The sequence below is a fragment of the Streptomyces sp. CA2R106 genome (assembly GCF_037034245.1).
Lineage (GTDB): Bacteria > Actinomycetota > Actinomycetes > Streptomycetales > Streptomycetaceae > Actinacidiphila.
In genome coordinates this window covers 1-19246 of the sequence record NZ_JBAGKC010000027.1, presented here as the reverse complement: position 1 = coordinate 19246, position 19246 = coordinate 1, and the positions used below count along the sequence as shown (strand labels likewise).

General features: G+C 73.0%; 16 protein-coding genes. 9 read left to right on the top strand and 7 right to left on the bottom strand.

Annotated elements, in window-relative coordinates:
* The first annotated feature begins 109 nt into the window (after nt 1–109).
* The 4 genes from hrcA (at nt 110) to WA788_RS28390 (ending at nt 4140) form a co-directional block, all read left to right on the top strand.
* The gene (gene hrcA / locus WA788_RS28405; protein WP_335982056.1) at nt 110–1126 is read left to right on the top strand and encodes a heat-inducible transcriptional repressor HrcA; all 1017 of its coding nucleotides are present in this window, start codon (nt 110–112) and stop codon (nt 1124–1126) included.
* Nucleotides 1127–2263 (top strand): molecular chaperone DnaJ, encoded by a 1137-nt coding sequence (gene dnaJ / locus WA788_RS28400; protein WP_335982054.1) that lies wholly within the window; start codon nt 1127–1129, stop codon nt 2261–2263.
* A 72-nt stretch (nt 2264–2335) separates the two neighbouring features.
* Nucleotides 2336–3400 carry a nitronate monooxygenase gene (locus WA788_RS28395; protein WP_335982052.1) on the top strand — a complete coding sequence of 355 codons (1065 nt, stop codon included), beginning with the start codon at nt 2336–2338 and terminating at the stop codon, nt 3398–3400.
* The gene (locus WA788_RS28390; RefSeq protein WP_335982050.1) at nt 3397–4140 is read left to right on the top strand and encodes a 16S rRNA (uracil(1498)-N(3))-methyltransferase; all 744 of its coding nucleotides are present in this window, start codon (nt 3397–3399) and stop codon (nt 4138–4140) included. Before WA788_RS28395 ends, WA788_RS28390 begins: the two co-directional genes overlap by 4 nt.
* 76 nt (nt 4141–4216) lie before the next feature.
* On the opposite strand, the gene WA788_RS28385 is transcribed toward WA788_RS28390, so the two are convergent.
* Nucleotides 4217–5023, bottom strand: coding sequence for a helix-turn-helix domain-containing protein (locus tag WA788_RS28385; protein ID WP_335982171.1), 807 nt, complete (start codon nt 5021–5023; stop codon nt 4217–4219).
* Between the two features lie 199 nt (nt 5024–5222).
* Between WA788_RS28385 and WA788_RS28380 the strand changes: the two genes are divergently transcribed.
* Entirely contained in the window at nt 5223–5822 is a 600-nt protein-coding gene (locus WA788_RS28380; protein ID WP_335982169.1) for an XRE family transcriptional regulator, read from the top strand.
* Between the two features lie 42 nt (nt 5823–5864).
* On the opposite strand, the gene WA788_RS28375 is transcribed toward WA788_RS28380, so the two are convergent.
* On the bottom strand, nt 5865–6593 hold the full coding sequence (locus WA788_RS28375; RefSeq protein ID WP_335982048.1) for a class I SAM-dependent methyltransferase: 729 nt from the start codon (nt 6591–6593) through the stop codon (nt 5865–5867).
* 324 nt (nt 6594–6917) lie between these two features.
* Between WA788_RS28375 and WA788_RS28370 the strand changes: the two genes are divergently transcribed.
* Together WA788_RS28370 and WA788_RS28365 are read left to right on the top strand one after the other, a co-directional pair.
* Entirely contained in the window at nt 6918–7424 is a 507-nt protein-coding gene (locus tag WA788_RS28370) for a DUF4232 domain-containing protein (protein ID WP_335982047.1), read from the top strand.
* A gap of 489 nt (nt 7425–7913) precedes the next feature.
* The gene (locus tag WA788_RS28365; RefSeq protein ID WP_335982046.1) at nt 7914–10730 is read left to right on the top strand and encodes a glycoside hydrolase family 3 C-terminal domain-containing protein; all 2817 of its coding nucleotides are present in this window, start codon (nt 7914–7916) and stop codon (nt 10728–10730) included.
* 102 nt (nt 10731–10832) lie between these two features.
* Here the strand turns inward: WA788_RS28365 and WA788_RS28360 are convergent, their stop codons facing one another.
* Nucleotides 10833–14261 (bottom strand): S41 family peptidase, encoded by a 3429-nt coding sequence (locus WA788_RS28360; RefSeq protein WP_335982045.1) that lies wholly within the window; start codon nt 14259–14261, stop codon nt 10833–10835.
* Nucleotides 14262–14342: 81 nt separating this feature from the next.
* Complete coding sequence (locus tag WA788_RS28355; protein WP_335982043.1) at nt 14343–14705, bottom strand: hypothetical protein; 363 nt, start codon at nt 14703–14705, stop codon at nt 14343–14345.
* A gap of 248 nt (nt 14706–14953) precedes the next feature.
* Between WA788_RS28355 and WA788_RS28350 the strand changes: the two genes are divergently transcribed.
* Nucleotides 14954–15310 carry a histidine triad nucleotide-binding protein gene (locus tag WA788_RS28350; RefSeq protein ID WP_335982042.1) on the top strand — a complete coding sequence of 119 codons (357 nt, stop codon included), beginning with the start codon at nt 14954–14956 and terminating at the stop codon, nt 15308–15310.
* A 22-nt stretch (nt 15311–15332) separates the two neighbouring features.
* Nucleotides 15333–16244: a ribonuclease Z gene (locus WA788_RS28345; protein ID WP_335982041.1), complete on the top strand. Its 912-nt coding sequence runs from the start codon at nt 15333–15335 to the stop codon at nt 16242–16244.
* Between the two features lie 14 nt (nt 16245–16258).
* On the opposite strand, the gene WA788_RS28340 is transcribed toward WA788_RS28345, so the two are convergent.
* The 3 genes from WA788_RS28340 to WA788_RS28330 all read right to left on the bottom strand — a co-directional run bounded on the left by WA788_RS28340 (nt 16259) and on the right by WA788_RS28330 (nt 19210).
* Nucleotides 16259–17068: an HAD family acid phosphatase gene (locus tag WA788_RS28340; RefSeq protein WP_335982039.1), complete on the bottom strand. Its 810-nt coding sequence runs from the start codon at nt 17066–17068 to the stop codon at nt 16259–16261.
* Between the two features lie 163 nt (nt 17069–17231).
* Entirely contained in the window at nt 17232–18575 is a 1344-nt protein-coding gene (locus tag WA788_RS28335) for a family 4 glycosyl hydrolase (protein WP_335982037.1), read from the bottom strand.
* The gene (locus WA788_RS28330; RefSeq protein WP_335982035.1) at nt 18572–19210 is read right to left on the bottom strand and encodes a DUF6907 domain-containing protein; all 639 of its coding nucleotides are present in this window, start codon (nt 19208–19210) and stop codon (nt 18572–18574) included. Before WA788_RS28330 ends, WA788_RS28335 begins: the two co-directional genes overlap by 4 nt.
* Nucleotides 19211–19246 lie beyond the last annotated feature (36 nt).

The following is a 19246-nucleotide window of genomic DNA, read 5'->3' as shown; positions in this document are numbered from 1 at the left end:
CTCTTGCCGAGCCCTTGCCGCCGCGCCGTACACTGACTGCGGGAGTGTTGGCACTCGAAACGGCGGAGTGCCAGGCCGCAGGGTCGGGACAACGGGTTGGAGGTGCGCGATGCTGAGCGAACGCAGACTCGAAGTGCTGCGCGCCATCGTCCAGGACTACGTCGGTACCGAGGAACCCGTCGGATCGAAGGCGCTCACCGAGCGCCACTCGCTCGGCGTCTCCCCGGCCACCGTGCGCAACGACATGGCGGTGCTGGAGGACGAGGGGTACATCGCGCAGCCCCACACCAGCGCCGGCCGTATCCCCACCGACAAGGGCTACCGCCTCTTCGTGGACCGGCTCGCCGGGGTCAAGCCCCTGTCGGGCGCCGAGCGCCGCGCGATCCAGAACTTCCTGGAGGGCGCCGTCGACCTCGACGACGTGGTGGCCCGCACGGTCCGGCTGCTCGCCCAGCTCACCCGGCAGGTCGCCGTGGTGCAGTACCCGTCGCTGACCCGCTCGTCGGTGCGGCATGTGGAACTGCTCTCGCTCGCGCCGGCCCGGGTGATGCTGGTGCTGATCACCGACACCGGCCGGGTGGAGCAGCGGATCATCGACTGCCCCGGCCCGGTCGGCGAGACGGTCCTGGCGGACCTGCGCGCCCGGCTCAACAGCCGGGTCACCGGCCGCCGCTTCCCCGATGTGCCGCCGCTCGTGCAGGACCTGGCGGACAGCTTCGACCCCGACGACCGCCCGTCGGTCGCCGCGGTGCTCAGCACCCTCCTCGAAACCCTCGTCGAGGAGAAGGAGGAGCGGATCATGCTGGGCGGCGCCGCCAACCTGACCCGCTTCCACCACGACTTCCCGCTCACGATCCGGCCGGTGCTCGAAGCGCTGGAGGAGCAGATGGTGCTCCTCAAACTCCTCGGGGAGACCGCCGACGGCACCATGACCGTCCGGATCGGGCATGAGAATTTTCACGAGGGCCTCAATTCCACCTCCGTGGTGGCGGTCGGCTACGGTTCGGGCGACGAGGCAGTCGCCAAGCTAGGCGTGGTCGGACCGACCCGCATGGACTACCCCGGAACGATGGGAGCGGTACGCGCAGTGGCACGTTACGTCGGACAGATCCTGGCGGAGTCGTAGGTGGCCACGGACTACTACGCCGTACTCGGCGTGCGTCGCGACGCGGGCCCGGACGAGATCAAGAAGGCGTTCCGCCGCCTCGCCCGTGAGCTGCACCCGGACGTCAACCCCGACCCGAAGACCCAGGAGCGGTTCAAGGAGATCAACGCGGCCTACGAGGTCCTCTCCGATCCGCAGAAGAAGCAGGTCTACGACCTCGGCGGCGACCCGCTGTCCGCGGCGGGCGGCGGGGGCGGTGCGGGCGGCTTCGGCGCCGGCTTCGGCAACTTCAGCGACATCATGGACGCCTTCTTCGGCCAGTCCTCGCAGCGCGGCCCGCGGTCGCGCACCCGGCGCGGCCAGGACGCGATGATCCGGCTGGAGATCGAGCTGGACGAGGCCGCGTTCGGCACCACCAAGGACATCCAGGTGGACACCGCGGTCACCTGCGGCACCTGCAACGGGGAGGGCGCCGCGCCCGGCACCTCCGCGCAGACCTGCGACATGTGCCGCGGCCGCGGTGAGGTCTCCCAGGTCACCCGCTCCTTCCTCGGCCAGGTCATGACCTCCCGGCCCTGCCCGCAGTGCCAGGGCTTCGGCACCGTGGTGCCCACCCCCTGCCCGGAGTGCGCGGGCGACGGGCGGGTGCGCTCGCGCCGGACCCTGACGGTGAAGATCCCGGCCGGTGTCGACAACGGCACCCGTATCCAGCTCGCCGGCGAGGGCGAGGTCGGCCCCGGCGGCGGCCCGGCCGGCGACCTCTACGTCGAGATCCGCGAGCTGCCGCACTCGGTGTTCCAGCGCCGCGGCGACGACCTGCACTGCACCGTCACGATCCCGATGACGGCGGCCGCGCTCGGCACCAAGTGCCCGCTGGAGACGCTGGACGGCCTGGAGGAGATCGACGTACGGCCCGGCACCCAGTCCGGCCAGTCGATCCCGCTGCACCAGCGAGGCATCACGCACCTGCGCGGCGGCGGCCGCGGCGACCTCATCGTGCACGTCGAGGTCGTCACGCCGCACAAGCTCGACGCCGAGCAGGAGGAGCTGCTGCGGCGGCTGGCGAAGCTGCGCGGCGAGGAGCGGCCCACCGGGCAGTTCGCGCCCGGCCAGCAGGGGCTGTTCTCACGGCTGAAGGACGCGTTCAACGGCCGCTAGACCGTGGGCGGGGGCCGGGTGAACCGGCCCCCGACGCGCGGGGCACCGCACCCTCCGTGACACGATGACCACATGCCCGCGTTGACCGATCTCTCCTCCTTTTCGGCGTACCCGATCGTGCAGGCCCCGATGGCCGGGGGTGCCTCCAACCCGCGGTTGGCGGCCGCCGTGTCGGGGGCCGGCGGCCTCGGCTTCCTCGCCGCCGGGTACAAGACGTCCGAGGCGATGTACCAGGAGATCCGGCAGCTGCGCGACGCCACGTCGCAGCCGTTCGGGGTGAACCTGTTCATGCCGCAGCCCGCCACCGTGGACCCGTCCGCGGTCGCGGTCTACGCCGAGCAGCTCGCCGGCGAGGCCGCCTGGTACGACACCGCGCTCGGCGACCCGGACACCGGTTCCGACGACGCCTACGACGCGAAGGTCGCGGTGCTGCTGGAGGACCCCGTGCCGATGGTGAGCTTCACCTTCGGCTGCCCCGACCGGGCCGTGCTGGACGCCTTCACCAAGGCCGGCACGTACACCGTGGTCACCGTCACCACGCCCGCGGAGGCGCTGGCCGCGCAGTGGGCCGGGGCGGACGCGGTGTGCGTCCAGGGCATCGAGGCCGGCGGCCACCAGGGCACCCACCGCGACGACCCGCAGCTCGACGGCACCGGGCTCGGCCTGCTCACGCTGATCACCCAGGTCCGCGAGGCGGTGCCGCTGCCGATGATCGCCGCCGGCGGGCTGATGCGGGGCGAGCAGATCGCCGCGGTGCTCGCCGCGGGCGCCTCCGCGGCCGCGCTGGGCACCGCGTTCCTGGTCTGCCCTGAGTCGGGCGCGTCCCCGCTCCACAAGCAGGCGCTCACCGACCCGGTGTACGCCCGTACCGAGGTGACCCGGGCCTTCAGCGGCCGCCCGGCGCGCGGCCTGCTCAACCGCTTCGTACGCGAGCACGGCCGCTACGCCCCGCCCGGCTATCCGCAGGTGCACCATCTGACGCAGCCGGTGCGCCGGGCCGCGGCCGGGCTCGGCGACCCGCAGGCGATGGCGCTGTGGGCCGGGCAGGGCCACCGGCTGGCGCGGGAGCTGTCGGCGGGCGCGCTCGTGGAGACCCTGGCCGCCGAACTGCACGCCGCGCAGGGGGCCCGCGCATGACCGCCCCGGTGTTCCTCGTCGGCCCCGCCGCGCTCGACGGCGCCCCGGCGGTCGTACGGCTCGACGGCGCCGAGGGGCGGCACGCGGTGTCGGTGCGGCGGCTCCAGCCCGGCGAGGAGATCGTGCTGACCGACGGCGCCGGGCGGGCGGTGAGCGGCGTGGTCGCCGCGGTCGCCGGGAAGGACGTGCTCGACGTCGAGGTGCGCGAGCAGCGGATCGAGGTCGCGCCGGCGGTGTCCGTCACCGTCGTGCAGGCACTGCCCAAGGGCGACCGCGGCGAGCTGGCGGTGGAGACCATGACCGAGGCCGGTGTGGACGCGGTCGTGCCGTGGGCGGCGTCCCGCTGCGTCACCCAGTGGCGCGGCGAGCGCGGCGCGAAGTCCCTGGCGAAGTGGCGGGCTACCGCCCGCGAGGCGGCCAAGCAGGCGCGGCGCCTGCGTTTCCCCACCGTCGCCGAACAGGTGACGACCCGTCAACTGAGCACCCTGCTCGCCGACGCGGACTTCGCCGCGGTACTCCACGAAGAGGGCGCGTCCCCGCTCGCGACCGCCGAACTGCCCGCCACCGGCTCCGTCATGCTCGTGGTCGGCCCCGAAGGCGGCGTCTCCCCCGAGGAGTTGGCCCTCTTCGCCGCCGCGGGCGCCCCCTCCTACCGCCTGGGCCCCACCGTCCTGCGCACCTCCACCGCCGGCGTAGCAGCCCTCTCCCTCCTGATGACCCGCACCGGCCGCTGGGGGTAGGCCCTTCCACGCCGCGGGGTCGCCCGGCAACCGCTCCGCCCGACGTACCGGGCGCGGCGACGTCGACGCTCAACGCTTACGCCTGCGCTTCTTCCCCCGCGTGCTCCTCCAGCAGCGTACGGAGGAACGTGAGCGATTCCGCCGGGACGAGGGCGCTGTCGCGCAGCGCGTCGAACGCGATCCGCAGCGGCTCCACCTCCTCCGGGTCGTTGGTCAGGTGCCCACTCCAGCTTCCCTGCGTGTACGCCAGGCTGGAGCCGTCGCGCAGGTAAACCAGCTCCAGCGGACTACGCAGGTGATGGGGCCCCGTCCCGAACGGCACGACATGCACCGACACGCCTGGCCACTGCGCCGCGCCGATCAGGTGCTCCAACTGCGCCGCCCACGTCTTCGGGTCCCTGGCCTTGCGCCGCAGTACCGCCTCATCGATCAGTGCCCGGTAGTGCACCGGCTCCGGCCCGATCAGGTGTGCCTGCCGATCCAGCCGTGCTGCGACCAACTCCGTCGTCTGCTCGTCGCTCAACGGCGCCAGGTGCAGTTGTTCCCGGGCGTAGGCGCGAGTCTGGAGCAGGTCGGGGACGGTGCTGACGGCGTACTCCTGGATGCTGGCCGCGTTCGCCTCGAACGGCGCCAGCCCGAGGACGAGCCGGTCCTTCGTCTCCCGCTTCGCCAGGTGCCACAGCCGCTCCAGCAGGTCCCCGGTGCCGTACACCTTGTCCAGCGCGCGGGCCGCCTGCACAGTGCCCAGCCGACCACCGGTCTCCAGGCGGTGCAGGTAGGACTGCTCGTACAGGCACAGTTCCGCCAGCTGTACCAACGTCATGCCCGACTGCTCCCGGCGGAAAGCGAGTTGGTTCGCGTACAATCCCGCGCCGAAAACCACCCCCAACCGCTCAGGTCCTTGCCGCTGTTGCTCATAAGGATTCCCTCCTGACGATGCCGGTGGCGGCGCTCCGTCGAAGCTTGCGCTGCGGGTTGGCGTTTCCGGGAAGACCGTTGAACGATGGGTGGCCGACGCGGAGTTGGTCCCGCATGCGAGGAACCGCGAAGATGTGTCGTCTGCGCTGGGAGTTGACCAGGACGTGCTGTGGCCGAGGGCAGTGAAGAGCAGGATCAAGACCGGCGGTGATCAGGAGATCGTTCGCTCGTACCCGTACCGGTCGGCGTGTCCCTCGACGGTGTGGGGCGAGCTGACCGCGAATGCCGCGGAGGAGCTGTTCTTCGCCGGGTACACCAACTACTTTCTCTGGCTGGACCAGCCTCAGTTCGTCGCGACGCTGCGCTGGAAACTCGACAGCGGGTGCAGGGTGCGTTTCCTTTTGGGCGACCCGGACGGGGACGTCACGCGCCATCGGGAGCAGGTGGAGGATGTCGCGCTCAGCGTCTCGACGCGGATTCGTATCACCCTGGAGCACATAGGGAAACTCGGATCGCACGAGGGGCTGGAAGTCCGCTACTCCGCCGACGAGGACGCTGTGAACCACGTCTCGCTGTCGGTGTTCAGATTCGACGGCGACGCCCTTGTCACGCCGCACCTCGCCCGACTGGTCGGGCACGACTCACCCCTGCTGCACCTGCGGAAGCTGAGCACCGGAGGGCTCTTCGACCGCTTCGCCGACCACGCCGAGGAGCTGTGGTCCCGCGGCGTTGACGTCGGTGAGACGGTCCTCGTACGCAACTGAGGTCGGCGGCCGCGACGGGTGGGCTGGGGTGGGGCGGCCGGCTCAGGGGCGGCGGAAGAGGGCGGTGTGGAGGAAGGGCTCGCCGAAGTGGGGGGAGTCCGCGGGCTCGTCGCGCATCGGGCGGATCTCCACCTCGGTGAGGTCGGCGAAGATCCGCCGGAGGTCGTCGGGGCGGTAGGCGAGGCCGCCGTGCAGGGCGCCGTCGCGGTAGAAGTCCGCGTCGGGTACTTCGGAGCCCATCTTGCCGCTCGCGAAGCAGGACAGCCCGAAGTGGCCGCCCGGCGCGAGGTGCCGGTCGAGCAGGGCGAGGTAGCTGATCCGGCGGTGCGGCGGCAGGTGGTGGAAGCAGCCGGAGTCGAAGACCAGGTCGTACGTGCCGTGCAGCGGTACCGCCTGCGGGTCGAACACGTTTCCCCGGTGGAAGCGCACCGCGGCGCCGGCCGCCTCCGCACGGCTGCGCGCCCACTCCAGCGCCGCCGCGGACAGGTCGACCGCGTCGACGTCGAAGCCCGCGCGGGCCAGGTACAGCGCGTTCCGCCCCGGCCCGCACCCCAGCTCCAGCACCCGCCCGGGCGCCACAGGACCGCCCTCCACGTACGACACCAGGTTCTCGTCCGGCTTCTCCACGAAGAACGGAATCCCGCGCTCCCGGTCGGCGTAGAACCCGTCCCACCACCCGGCGCCCTCCTCCCCCCACCGGTCCCCGCCCCCCGCGAACACCCCGTCCAGCACCCGCAGCAAGTCCTCGACCGACCGCACATCACGCCCCATCCGGCGCCCCCAATCGCTCGTAACTCCCCCCATCCGACACCTTGTTCGGGCCTTCCACCTGGCATTTTCGGCAATCGAGACCGTGCGGTGACCTTCCGGTGGCGGAAGCGGGCGCTCCGCTGCCGCGGGAGGGAGGGGCTGGTGCGGGGCGTACGGGAGCGTGGTCCGGCGGTCGCTGAGGCGGTGATACCGAACCCGGACATATCGGTGACGCGACTGTGGCGCGATCCGGGTGCTCTTCGCACTTCGGGCGGGCGAGAATCGAGTCGACCTTGGTTCCGCCGGGGAGATCGCGGAGCCGCACCGCAAGACGAGGAGCCCGAGTTGACGCGTCGTACCCACCGGAGGATTGCCGCCACCCTCGCCGCCACCGCACTCCTGGCGGCCACCGGCGCCGGCGTCGCACAGGCGGCGTCGGCAGGAAGCGGCGCGCCGTCGGCCTGCCGCCCGGCCAACCACCTCGCGAAGATCACGCAGACGGCGAGCAGCGCCGGCCACCGCCACTACCGGGTCACCCTGACCGCGCCGAAGGGGTACGACTCCTGCACGCTGGCCGGCTCGCCGACCGGCGCGCACTTCACCGAGCACGGCAAGAGCGTCAAGCTCACCGCGCAGCGCTACGGCGCCCAGAGCGCCGCCGTGACCTTCGGCCCGGGCCACCCGGTGCACTTCGACATCCAGGTGCCGAGCGGCGCCTCCGCCCTGGCCGCGGACGAGGTGTCGTTCACCCTCCAGGCGCCCGGCGGCGAGATCCCGGGCCTGTCCTACGCCGACGGCCGGCTCCGCGTCGCCAAGGGGACGAAGATCGGGCCCGTCCAGCGCGGCGCCTGACCGCGGGCGCCCCTGCGGCGCCACCCGCACGCGAGGCGCCACGACCCGCGCACCGCACCACCCCGCCGAACGCGGGCCCGCACCGAGCAGCACGCGGGCCCGCGTTCGGCGTCTGCGCGGCCCGTACGTCCGGCCCGCCGCCTTTCGTATACCCGCCGGACCCGCCGCACCCGCCAACTCCAGCCGCCCGCACTCCCGTTTGCCTTCACTTCTTGAACGCAAAGTCCCTGATGGCAGCGTTTTACCAAGCATTCAGCGCAATGATGCTTCAGACCTTGACCACACCCCGGCGGGCGGGTTCAATCACACCGCAACCACGGGCATGTGACGGGCACATGCCCGGCAACCGTCGGCAACCGTGGGCCCGTTCCCCGTACGTACAGCGCTTCCGCATGCCCGCACGCCCCTGTGACCGCGGCCGACCGCCGCACCACGGGACAGGTGTGTCCCCCGCCCCCCACGCCCCCTCGGCAGATGCTTGGAGGCATCGTGCACACGTTCCGCACTTCGGCGAGACGGCGAACACCGTACCTCGCCGCCCTGGCACTGGTCTTCGGCGGCTCCGGCCTGCTCGGTGCCGTCTCCGCCCCCGCCGCGCAGGCGGACGCCGCCGGGCAGTCCGCGAAGGCGGTGGCGGCCGACTGCCCCTGGGTGCGCTCCTCCGCGCCGATCGCGGACCGCGTCGCCCAGGTGCTGGCGAAGATGACGAACGCCCAGAAGGTGATGCTCACCACCGGCACCACCGGCTCCAACTACGGCGGCTTCACCCCGGGGATCCCCTCGCTGTGCATCCCGGCGATGACCCTGGAGGACGGCCCGGCCGGGGTCGCGGACAACGAGAACGACGTCACCCAGCTGCCCGCGCCCGTCAGCGTCGCCTCCACCTGGGACACCTCCGCCGAGCAGACCTACGGTCAGGCGATCGGCGCCGAGCAGGCCGCCAAGGGTTCCACCGTGGACCTCGGCCCGACCATCAACATCGACCGCGACCCACGCTGGGGCCGCTCCTTCGAGTCGATCGGCGAGGACCCCTACCTCAACGGGCAGATGGGCGCCGCCGACATCCGCGGGGTGCAGTCCGCGGGCGTGATGGCCCAGGTCAAGCACCTGGCGGTCTACAACCAGGAGACCAACCGCAACACCGCCGCCGACAACGCGGTCATCAGCCAGAAGGCGATGCAGGAGATCTACCTGCCCGCCTTCCAGACCGCGGTGCAGGAGGGCGCGGCCTCGTCCGTGATGTGCTCCTACAGCACCATCAACGGCACGTCCGCCTGCCAGAACCCGCTGCTGCTGGACACGGTGCTGCGCAAGCAGTTCGGCTTCCAGGGCTTCGTGACCTCCGACTGGGGCGCCACCCACTCCACCGCGGCCTCCGCCAACGCCGGCCTGGACCAGGACATGTCCGGCAAGGACGGCTACTTCGGCACCGCGCTGAGCGACGCGGTCGCCGCCGGCGACGTCAGCCAGGCCACGCTGGACGGCATGGTCGGCCGCATCCTCACCGAGATGTTCGCGTTCGGCCAGTTCGACCAGGCGCCCTCCGGCTCGCTGGACGCGGTCGCCACCACCGACGCCCACAAGAACACCGCGACGCAGATCGCCGCCGAGGGCACCGTCCTGCTGAAGAACAGCGGCAAGATCCTGCCGTTCGGCGCGAAGACCTCCTCGATCGCGGTGATCGGCACCGACGGCTCCACCGCGGCCCTGACCCGCGGCGGCGGCAGCGCGCAGGTCAATTCCAGCGGCACCGTCACCCCGTTGCAGGGCATCACCGCCCGCGCGGGCAGCGGCGTCAGCGTCGCCTACGACGACGGCTCCGACACCGCCTCGGCCGCGTCGCTCGCCGCCTCCTCCTCCGTGGCGGTGGTCTTCGTCAGCAAGTACGAGGGCGAGCCGAACGACCTGAGCAGCATGGACCTGTCCGACGCGCAGAACAGCCTGGTCTCCGCGGTCGCCGCCGCCAACCCGAACACGGTGGTGGTGCTCAACACCGGCTCCGCGGTCACGATGCCGTGGATCAACTCGGTGAAGGGCGTCATGGAGGCCTGGTACCCGGGCCAGAACTACGGCACCGCGATCGCCTCGCTGCTCTTCGGCGACACCAACCCCTCCGGCCACCTCCCGGTGACCTTCCCCACCTCGATCGCGCAGGTGCCCGCGAGCACCGCCGCGCAGTGGCCGGGCACCAACGGCACCGTGCAGTACTCCGAGGGCGTCGACGTCGGCTACCGCTACTACGACGCCCAGCACCTCACCCCGCTCTTCCCGTTCGGCTACGGCCTGTCGTACACCGACTTCTCCTTCAGCCACCTCAAGATCGGCAAGCTGACGGCGGGCGGCAGCGCCACGGTGACCGCGACCGTCACCAACACCGGCCGCCGGAAGGGCGCCGACATCGCGCAGCTGTACGTCACCCAGCCCAACGGCAGCAGCGAGCCCAAGGCGCTCCAGGGCTTCGCACGGGTGGACCTCGCGCCCGGGCAGAGCAAGACCGTCAGCTTCCCGCTCACCGAGCAGAACTTGCGCACGTACGACGAGTCGGCGGGCACGTGGACCACGGCGACGGGCCCGTACCGGATCTCGGTCGGCGACTCCCACGACCACCTGCCGCTGGGCGGCAACCTGAACGTGACGAAGGCCCAGCTCGGCACGCCGCTGACGGTCACCTCCCCGGGGTCGCAGGAGGGGCTCACCGGCCGGGCGGTGTCGGTGCGGGTCGCCGCCCATGACACCACCTCCGGCCAGACCCCGGTCTTCACCGCCACCGGGCTGCCGGCCGGCACCTCGATCTCGTCGTCGGGCACCATCACCGGCACCCCGACCGCAGCGGGCACCACCACGGTGACCGTCACCGCTCACGACCGGGCGGGCGCGAGCGCGTCGACCAGCTTCGTGTGGACCGTGGTGCGCGCGGACGCGCCGCTGGCCAGCACGCTCGTCGGCTACCAGGGCCTGTGCCTGGACGTGAGCGGGGGCACCACCGCCGACGGCACCAAGGTCGACGTCTACGCCTGCAACGGCACCGCCGCCCAGGAGTGGGTGCTCGGCGCCGACCACACGGCGAAGGCGTACGGCAAGTGCCTGGACGTGACGTCGGCGGGCACCGCGGACGGCACGAAGGTGCAACTGCACAGCTGCAACGGCACCGGCGCCCAGGTCTGGGAGCCGCAGTCCGACGGCACCCTGCTCAACCCGGCGTCGGGCAAGTGCCTGGACGACACCGACCGTTCCACCACGGCGGGCACCCAGGTGCAGATCTGGTCCTGCACCGGCGCGGCCAACCAGGTCTGGCAGCAGTCCTGACCGCCGGCCGCCCCGCGGCGGCCGACCGGTGAACGACACGGCTCCCTTCGTGCCCGGCACGAAGGGAGCCGTCGTGCGACGTCCGGGGACGCGCGGCGGGCGTCAGTCCGGCAGGCGGGGCGGCGACTTGGGCGGGGTGGCCGCCAGCGACTCCAGGGCCATCTCGATGGCCCGGTCGAGCTGCGGGTCGCGGCCGGCGCCGTAGTCCTGCGGGGTGACGACCACCTCGACGTCGGGGTCCACCCCGTGGTTCTCCACCGACCAGCCGAACCCCTCGAACCACAGCGCGTACTTCGGCTGGGTCACCGCGGTGCCGTCGACGAGCTGGTAGCGGCTGTCGATGCCGACCACGCCGCCCCAGGTGCGGGTGCCGACCACCGGGCCGATGCCGAGGGTGCGGATCGCGGCGTTGACGATGTCGCCGTCCGACCCGGAGAACTCGTTGGCGACCGCCACCACCGGCCCGCGCGGCGCGTCCTGCGGGTAGCTGAAGGGCAGGCCGTGCCGCGGCAGGTCCCAGCCGATGATCCGGCGGGCGAGCTTCTCCACGACGAGCTGCGAGGTGTGCCCGCCGCGGTTCTCGCGGACGTCGACCACCAGCCCGTCGCGGGCCATCTCCACCCGCAGGTCGCGGTGGAGTTCGGCCCAGCCGTTGCTGACCATGTCGGGCACGTGCAGGTACCCCAGCCGCCCGCCCGAGGCCCGGTGGACGTAGGCGCGCCGGTCGGCGACCCAGTCGTGGTAGCGCAGCGCCTCCTCACTGGCCAGCGGCACCGCGACCACGTGCCGGACCTGGCCGCCCGCGGCAGGGGCGACGGTCAGCTCGACCGGCTTGCCCACGGTGCCCACCAGCAGCGGCGCCGGGCCGGTCCGCGGGTCGACCGGCACCCCGTCGACCGCGAGGAGGGCGTCCCCGGCGCGCACCGCCACCCCGGGCGCGGCCAGCGGCGAGCGGGCCCGCGGGTCGGACGACTCGCCGGGCAGCACCCGGTCCACCCGCCAACTGCCGTCCCGTGCACGGGAGATGTCCGCGCCGAGCAGCCCCTGGTTGCGGCGCGGGTCGCCGGCGCCGCCGGGCGGGGTGACGTACGCGTGCGAGGTGCGCAGCTCCCCGTGCAGCTCCCACAGCAGGTCCACGAGGTCGTCGTGGGTGGCCACCCGGTCCAGCAGCGTGCGGTACCGCGCGCCGATCGCGTCCCAGTCGAGGCCGCCCATGTCGGCCCGCCAGAAGTGGTCGCGCGCGAGGCGGTGCGTCTCGTCGAACATCTGCCGCCACTCGTCGGCGGGGTTGACGGTGACCCGCACCCGGGACAGGTCGATGGTCGTCGAACCGTCGGAGTCGTCGTCGTACTTGCTGTCGGCCGGGCCGATCCGCAGCCGCGAGCCGCTGTTGACGAGGACCTTGGTGCCGTCGCCGGAGACCGCGAACGCCTCGGCGTCGGCGGCGATCTCCTCGACCTTCAACTGCCGCAGGTCGTAGCGCTCCAGGACGGACTCCGGCGGCTCCGCCTCGGGGGTGGCCAGCGCGGTGCCGAGGGTGCCGGTCAGCGGGTGGCGCAGCCACAGCACCGCGTTCTTGGCGGCGCGCAGCCCGGAGTAGTGGCCCGCCTCGACGGGGAAGGGCACGATGCGGTCGGCGATGCCCTCCGCGTCGACCTTGGTGGCGCGCGACCGTTCGCGGCTGCCGGGGCGGCCCGCGCCGGTGGGCGTACCGGAGGCGGCGGAAGCGGCGGAGGCGGCGGACCCGGTCGGGCCCGCGGCCGGGTCGCCGGCGACCGGGTCCGCGCCGCCCGCGTCGGCGCCCGCGCCCTCGCCCGCCTCGCCGCTGTCGTCGTCCGCGTCGTCGTCGTACGGGCGGCCGTGCCGCTGCGGGCCGAACGGCGACGGCGTGGTCGCGGCGAGCGTGATCAGGTACGGGCGGCAGGCGTTGGGGAAGGACAGGTCGAACACGTGGGCGTCGTAGACCGGGTCGAAGGCCCGCTCGGACAGGAACGCCAGGTGCCGGCCGTCGGCGGTGAAGGCGGGGGCGTAGTCGATGAAGCGCAGCGGGGTCGCCGTCACCAGGGTCAGGTCCGCGGTGGAGGCGAGCATGATCTGCCGCAGCGAGCCCGGGCCGGGCTGGGACCAGGCCAGCCAGCCGGAGTCGGGGGAGAAGGCCAGGTCGCTCACGTCGGCGTGGTGCCAGGCGGACTCGGCGGCGGGGGTGCCGTCCTCGGCGGTCTCGGCGGCGGTCGGCACCTCGCGGACCTCGCCGGTCTGGGTGTCCACCAGCAGCAGCCGGCCGTCGTGCGAGGCGACCGCGATGCGGTGGCCGTCGGGGGAGACCTCGATCTCGTGCACCCGGCCGAGCCGTCCCGCGGCGAGCCGGCGCGGCGCGGTGTCCCCGGCGGGTCCGGTGGCCGGGGCGATCTCCAGCGCGTCGTCGCCGTCGGCGTCGGTCACCCACACCACGTACTGGTCGTCGCCCTGCGAGAACACCCGCGGGTGCCGGGTGCGGACGCCCGGCCGGGCCGACAGCACCCGCGCCGGGCCGCCGCGGTGGGTGATCCAGTGGGTGGTGCCGCGCACCTCCACCGCGCTGCCGCGGCCGGTGTGGTCGGGGCGGGCGTCGCCCAGGTAGGCGGCCGGGCGGACCGGGTGGGGCTGCAAGTCCGTGCGCTGGCCGCCGAGTTCGATCTCCAGCGGGCGCGGTGCGGTGTCCTCGCCGAGGCCGTCCAGCACATGCAGGGTGCCGGCGCAGGTGTACACCACGCGGGTGCCGTCGGTGGCGGCGTGGCGCGCGTAGAACCCGCCGAGCGGGGTGTGGCGGCGCAGGTCGGTGCCGTCGGGGCGGCTGGAGTACAGCGCGCCCTGGCCTTCGTGGTCGGAGAGGAAGGCGATCCGGTCGCCGACCCACATCGGGCACTCGATGTTGCCGTCGATGTCCTGGTGCAGCCGCGCGAACTGCCCGCCGCCGTCCGGGTCGAGCCACAACTTGCCCGCGGTGCCGCCCCGGTAGCCCTTCCAGTACGCGGCCTCGCGCCCCATCGTCACCGACTGGAGCAGCACCGCGCCGTCCGGCCCGTACGCCAGGTCGCCGACCGGGCCGAGCGGGAGCCGGCGCGAGGGGCCGCCGTCCAGCGGCACCTGGTGCGCCCAGGTGCGGCGCAGCGACGCCTCGCCGGCGGTGGTCACCACCACCAGTTCGCCGTCGGGCGTCCAGGTGCGCACCGACGTCAGCGCGTTGCCCCAGTACGTCAGGCGGCGCGAGGGGCCGCCGGCCAGATCCGCGACGTGCACCTCGGGGGCGCCGTCGCGGGTGGAGGTCCAGGCCACGACGGCGCCGTCCGGCGAGATCCGCGGACGTTTGACCGGCATGTTGTCCGCGCTGACCCGCCACGCCCGTCCGCCGTCGAGCGGTGCGACCCACACGTCGTCCTCGGCGGTGAAGACGACCTGGCCGCCGTACGGGTGCGGGTTGCGCAGGTACGACGGGTGGTGCGTGCGGTGGGCGGAACCCGGAGGCTGTGTGGAGAGCGAGGACTGGGTCACGGTGCCAGCCTAGCCAGGATCAACGCCTGCGAGCAGTGGATATCGGATTCGCCCCGGGGGCCGGGCGGGCGGGCCGGTTCGTCAACAGGCCCCGAGTCCGCGCACGTCGAAGACCGTACGGCCGTCCACGGCGGCGGTGAGGTGGCCTTGGAGGCAGCGCAGGTCCGTCTGCCGGGTCACGTCGCCCTTCACCGTGATCTTCCGCTGGTCCTCGGTGCGGCCCAGGCAGTCCACCTTCGGGTCGTGCGCGTCCTCGGTCACGCCGCAGGACAGCCACTGCACCGCGACGTGGTCCCGCTTGAGGGCCTTCGTCGCCAACTGGTTGGTGCTCACCGACACGTTGGAGCTGTCCAGCCCGTCGACCGGCTCGCACCCCGCGACCGCCGCCAGCACCACGGCGGCGCCCGCCAGTCCCACACCCCGGTTCCACCCGATACGTCCCATCCCCCCAACGATGCCCGCCCCGCCCGGCCTCGGCCATCCCCCACACGGTGGACGCGCACCGGACGCGCGGACGCATGGACGCATGGACGCATGGAAGCATGGCCGTACGGCTGGGGCGCCGCCCCCCGCGGCGGACCGCGGACCTTCGAGACCCGGGGCGGCCGGGCCGATACGATGCCGGGTGGCGGGCCGGCGCGGGTGCCGGCGCGCCGACGGATGAGGCGAGCGGAAGAGCAAGGGGTGCCGCGGTGGCGGGAGAAGCGCAGCCGGACTGCCTGTTCTGCAAGATCGTGGCCGGGGACATCCCGGCGACGATCGTGCGGGAGACGGCGACCACGATCGCGTTCCAGGACATCAACCCCCAGGCGCCGACCCATGTGTTGGTGATCCCGCGGGCGCACTACGCGAACGCGTCCGAGCTGGCCGCCGGCGACCCGGCCGCCGCCGCGGACGTGCTGCGCGAGGCCGCCGCGGTGGCCGAGCAGGAGAAGGTGGCCGACACCGGCTACCGGATCGTCTTCAACACCGGCCCGGGCGCGGGCCAGACGGTCTTCCACGCGCACGCCCACGTGCTGGGCGGCCGCGACCTGCAACGGCTGGTCTGAGCCCCGCACGGGCCCGCGCGCCATGTCGCCCCGCGAACTCGTCGTCCTCGGCACCGCCAGCCAGGTGCCGACCCGGCAGCGCAACCACAACGGCTACGTCCTGCGCTGGGACGACGAGGGCATCCTCTTCGACCCCGGCGACGGCACCCAGCGCCAGATGGCGCACGCCGGGGTGGCCGCACACGACCTGAACCGGATCTGCGTCACCCACTTCCACGGCGACCACAGCCTGGGCCTGGCCGGGGTGGTGCAGCGGATCAACCTGGACCGGGTGCCGCACCCGGTCACCGCGTACTACCCGGCCAGTGGGCAGCGCTACTTCGACCGGCTGCGGTACGCCACCGCCTACCACGAGACCGCCGACCTGCACGCCCGGCCGCTCGACGCGGACGGCCCGATCGAGACCACCGCGCGCTTCACGCTGTCGGCGCGGCGGCTGTCCCACCCGGTGGAGGCGTACGGCTACCGGCTGGACGAGCCGGACGGGCGGCGGATGCTGCCCGAGCGGCTCGCCGCCCACGGCATCGCCGGACCGGACGTCGGACGGCTGCAACGCGACGGCGTGCTGCGCGGGGTGACGGTCGAGCAGGTCAGCGAGGTCCGGCCGGGCCAGTCCTTCGCCTTCGTGATGGACACCCGGATGTGCCCCGCGGTGCCCGAACTCGCCGACGGCTGCGACATGTTGGTGATCGAGTCCACGTTCCTGGACCAGGACGCCCGGTCCGCCGAGGAGTTCGGCCACCTGACGGCCGGCCAGGCGGGCCGGGTGGCCGCGGAGGCGGGTGTGCGGCACCTGGTGCTCACCCACTTCTCGCAGCGCTACCCCGACCCGGACGACTTCGGGCACCAGGCCCGCGCGGCGGGCTTCACCGGTGAACTCACCGTCGCCCACGACCTGATGCGCGTCCCGGTGCCCAAACGCCGTGCCGGCTGACCGGCTTCATCCGGTTACGGCAGGTAGTACATCGGGTTCGGCAGCTTGAACGAGCGGTCCGCGTGCCCGCCCTCCAGGTCGCTGTACTGGTCGCCGAAGTTGCCGACGATGTCGTAGCCCAGCGACTCGATGTGCGCCCGGGTGCCGGACTTGTACTCCACGGTCGTGCAGGTCGACCCGCACGCCAGGTACGACGGCGGCGTGGCGGTGTTCTTCAGGTACAGGTGCGCGGTGTCGGACGGCGCCTGGAAGCCCTCGGCGGTCAGGTTCCGCGCGGTGTCGGCGCGTTGCGCCTCCGGGCGGCCGGTGATCCAGAAGACCGTGATGCCCTTCGAGGACGCCCAGTTGACCAGGGAGTCGATGCCGAACACCGGCGGCATGTTCTTGGTGTCCAGGTACGCCTGGTTGGTCGCCGTAGTGTAGTTGAAGCCCACCTCCAGCTCGTAGTTGTACGTCAGCAGGCTGGTGTCGTCCACGTCGAGCACGATCGCGGGCTTGCCGCCCTTGCCGTGCCCCTTGTCGTGGCCGGCGGTGGCCGCCGCGTGCGCCAGGTACGCCTTCGCCTTCGCCTCGATACCGGCGACCTGCTTGGCGTAGTTGCTGGTCGCAGACGCCTGGTGCTCGCCCGACGCGTCGACGGTGTCGCCGTAGTACGCCTTGATCTGGCTGACGACGTTGGTGAGGTTCGGGATCTGCTGGTCGCTGCGCGGTGCGGAGTTGTCCGCGGTCGCGACGCCGACGCCGTAGAACGTGGCGCCCAGCGTCACCGCGGTGGCGGTGACGGCCAACGCGCGGGCACGCAGGGACAGTCGGGCACGGGGCATGGCGGTGCTCCTTCAGGACTTGGTGGTGCGGCGGAATGTAGACCCCGCCATCCGAGCAGGTCAAGAGCCGTCTACGCGCGTGGCGACGGCGGGCGCGTTCACCAGCGGTTTCCGTTGCGTTAACCCGCAGTTCAGACGCGTGCGGCGGGCCGGGCGGCCGCGTTCACCAGCCGGCGGCGGTGAGGATACGGCTCGCCGCCGCCGCGGAGTCGACCAGCGGGTGCCGTACCAGCGCGCGCAGCGCCGCCGCCCGCGAACCGGTCGTGGCCGCCTCGATCGCCGCCCGCTCCACCGACTTCAGCGCCAGCATCAGACCGGCCTGGTGCTCGTCGGGCGCCGCCACCGCCAGCGGCCGCGCCCCGAACGCCCCCACCTCGCACGGCACTTCGACCACCGCGTCCGGGTCCAGCGCCGAAACGACCCCGCCTCCGGGCACGTTGAGGATCAGTACGGTGCGCTCGTCGCGGGCGATGGCCCGCATCAGCGCGAGCGCCACCTTGTCGTAGCCGCCGCCGTCCAGATCGTGCGGGTCGCGCTGCCAACCGCCGGTGGCCGCGCGGTTCTCGGCCATGTACGTCTCCTCGCGCTCCAGCCGGGCGCGCTCCCACAGGTCGTACGCCGACGGGTCGCCGCCCGGCCCGTTCGCGCCGCCCGGCCCGCCCGCCTCGTCCGCGGCGGTGAAGAACTCCGACTGCCGCCGGTGCAGGAACTCCCCCCGGGTGGCGTCCGCGGAGCGCACCGCGGCCAGCGCCTCCCGCCGGAAGTAGTAGTAGTGCAGGTACTCGTTGGGCAGCGAGCCCAGCGCCGACAGCCACTCCGCGCCGAACAGCCGCCCCTCCTCGAACGACCCGAGCGCCGCCGGGTCCGCGAGCAGCCCCGGCAGCAACTCCCGCCCGTCCGCGGCCATTCCGCGCAGCCAGCCGAGGTGGTTCAGGCCCACGTAGTCGTACGAGAAGCCCGGCGCGTCCGGGTCCGCGCCCGCCGCCCGCGCGGCCCGCCGCACCAGCCCCACCGGCGAGTCGCAGATGCCGATCACCCGCGGCCCCAGCACCCGGGCCATCGCCTCCGTCACCATCCCGGCCGGGTTGGTGAAGTTGATCACCCACGCCGACGGGGCCACCGCGCGGACCCGTTCCGCGAGGTGCAGCGCCACCGGGATCGTCCGCAGGCCGTACAGCACACCGCCCGCGCCCACCGTCTCCTGGCCGAGCACCCCCTCGGCCAGCGGGACCTGCTCGTCCCGCACCCGGCCCGCGGTGCCGCCCACCCGCATCGCCGAGAAGACGAAGTCCGCGCCGCGCAGGGCCGCGTCCAGCTCCGCCTCCACCCGCACCTCCGGGCCGCGGGGGCCCCGCGCGGACAGCTCCGCGAGGATCTTCGCGACGACCCGCACCCGCAGCGGGTCCGTGTCGTGCAGGACCAGTTCCGTCACCGTCGGGTCCGCCTGGAGCGCCCGGAACACCAGGGGCACCCTGAATCCGCCGCCCCCGAGAATGGTGAGCCTCACGCCGTCACCGTCCCTTCTGCCGCACTGATGCCGTCGCCGGACCCTACGCCGGTGGTGGGCTGGTCCCTCGACCGACAGTACGTGGCTACCCCGGGGGACAGGGGGCGCCGTGCCCCGCTTCGCGAAACTTCCTCCGTCACGGCGCGGTGGTGGGTCCGCCAGTCCTCGCGGATCGTGGTGAACGCGGGGCGTACGTGCTGGTCGAGGTAGTCGGTGTGGGCGCGCAGCCGGGTGATGAGGGCGGCCAGTTCGTCGGGGTCGGTACAGACCGTCTCTTCGGTGTCGCTGACCTGGATGGTCAGGACGGGGTGTACGGGGCGGTCGGGGGTTTCGCGGTCGGCGCAGGGGTGGCAGGTGAGGGCGCCGAAGGGCGTCGTGTACCCGTCCTCGTCCGTGCCGTCGCCGGGGCCGACGAGGGAGCCGGGCACGCCGTCGAAGTAGCGGAACAACTCCAGGCGGGCCAAGCCGACCGGTAGGGCCACCGGATGTACGTCGGATTCGCTCGGGTCCTCGTACGCCCACGGTGGCAGGTACCCGGACACGGTGACCCCGTTGGTCGCGGTGACCCGCCAGGTACGGGGCTCGCCGCTCGTACGTAACTCCTTGGCGGCGGGCGCTTCTTCGTCGGCCCTCATGATTCGGTGTCCGGCAACGGTTCGTCCCCGGTGTGC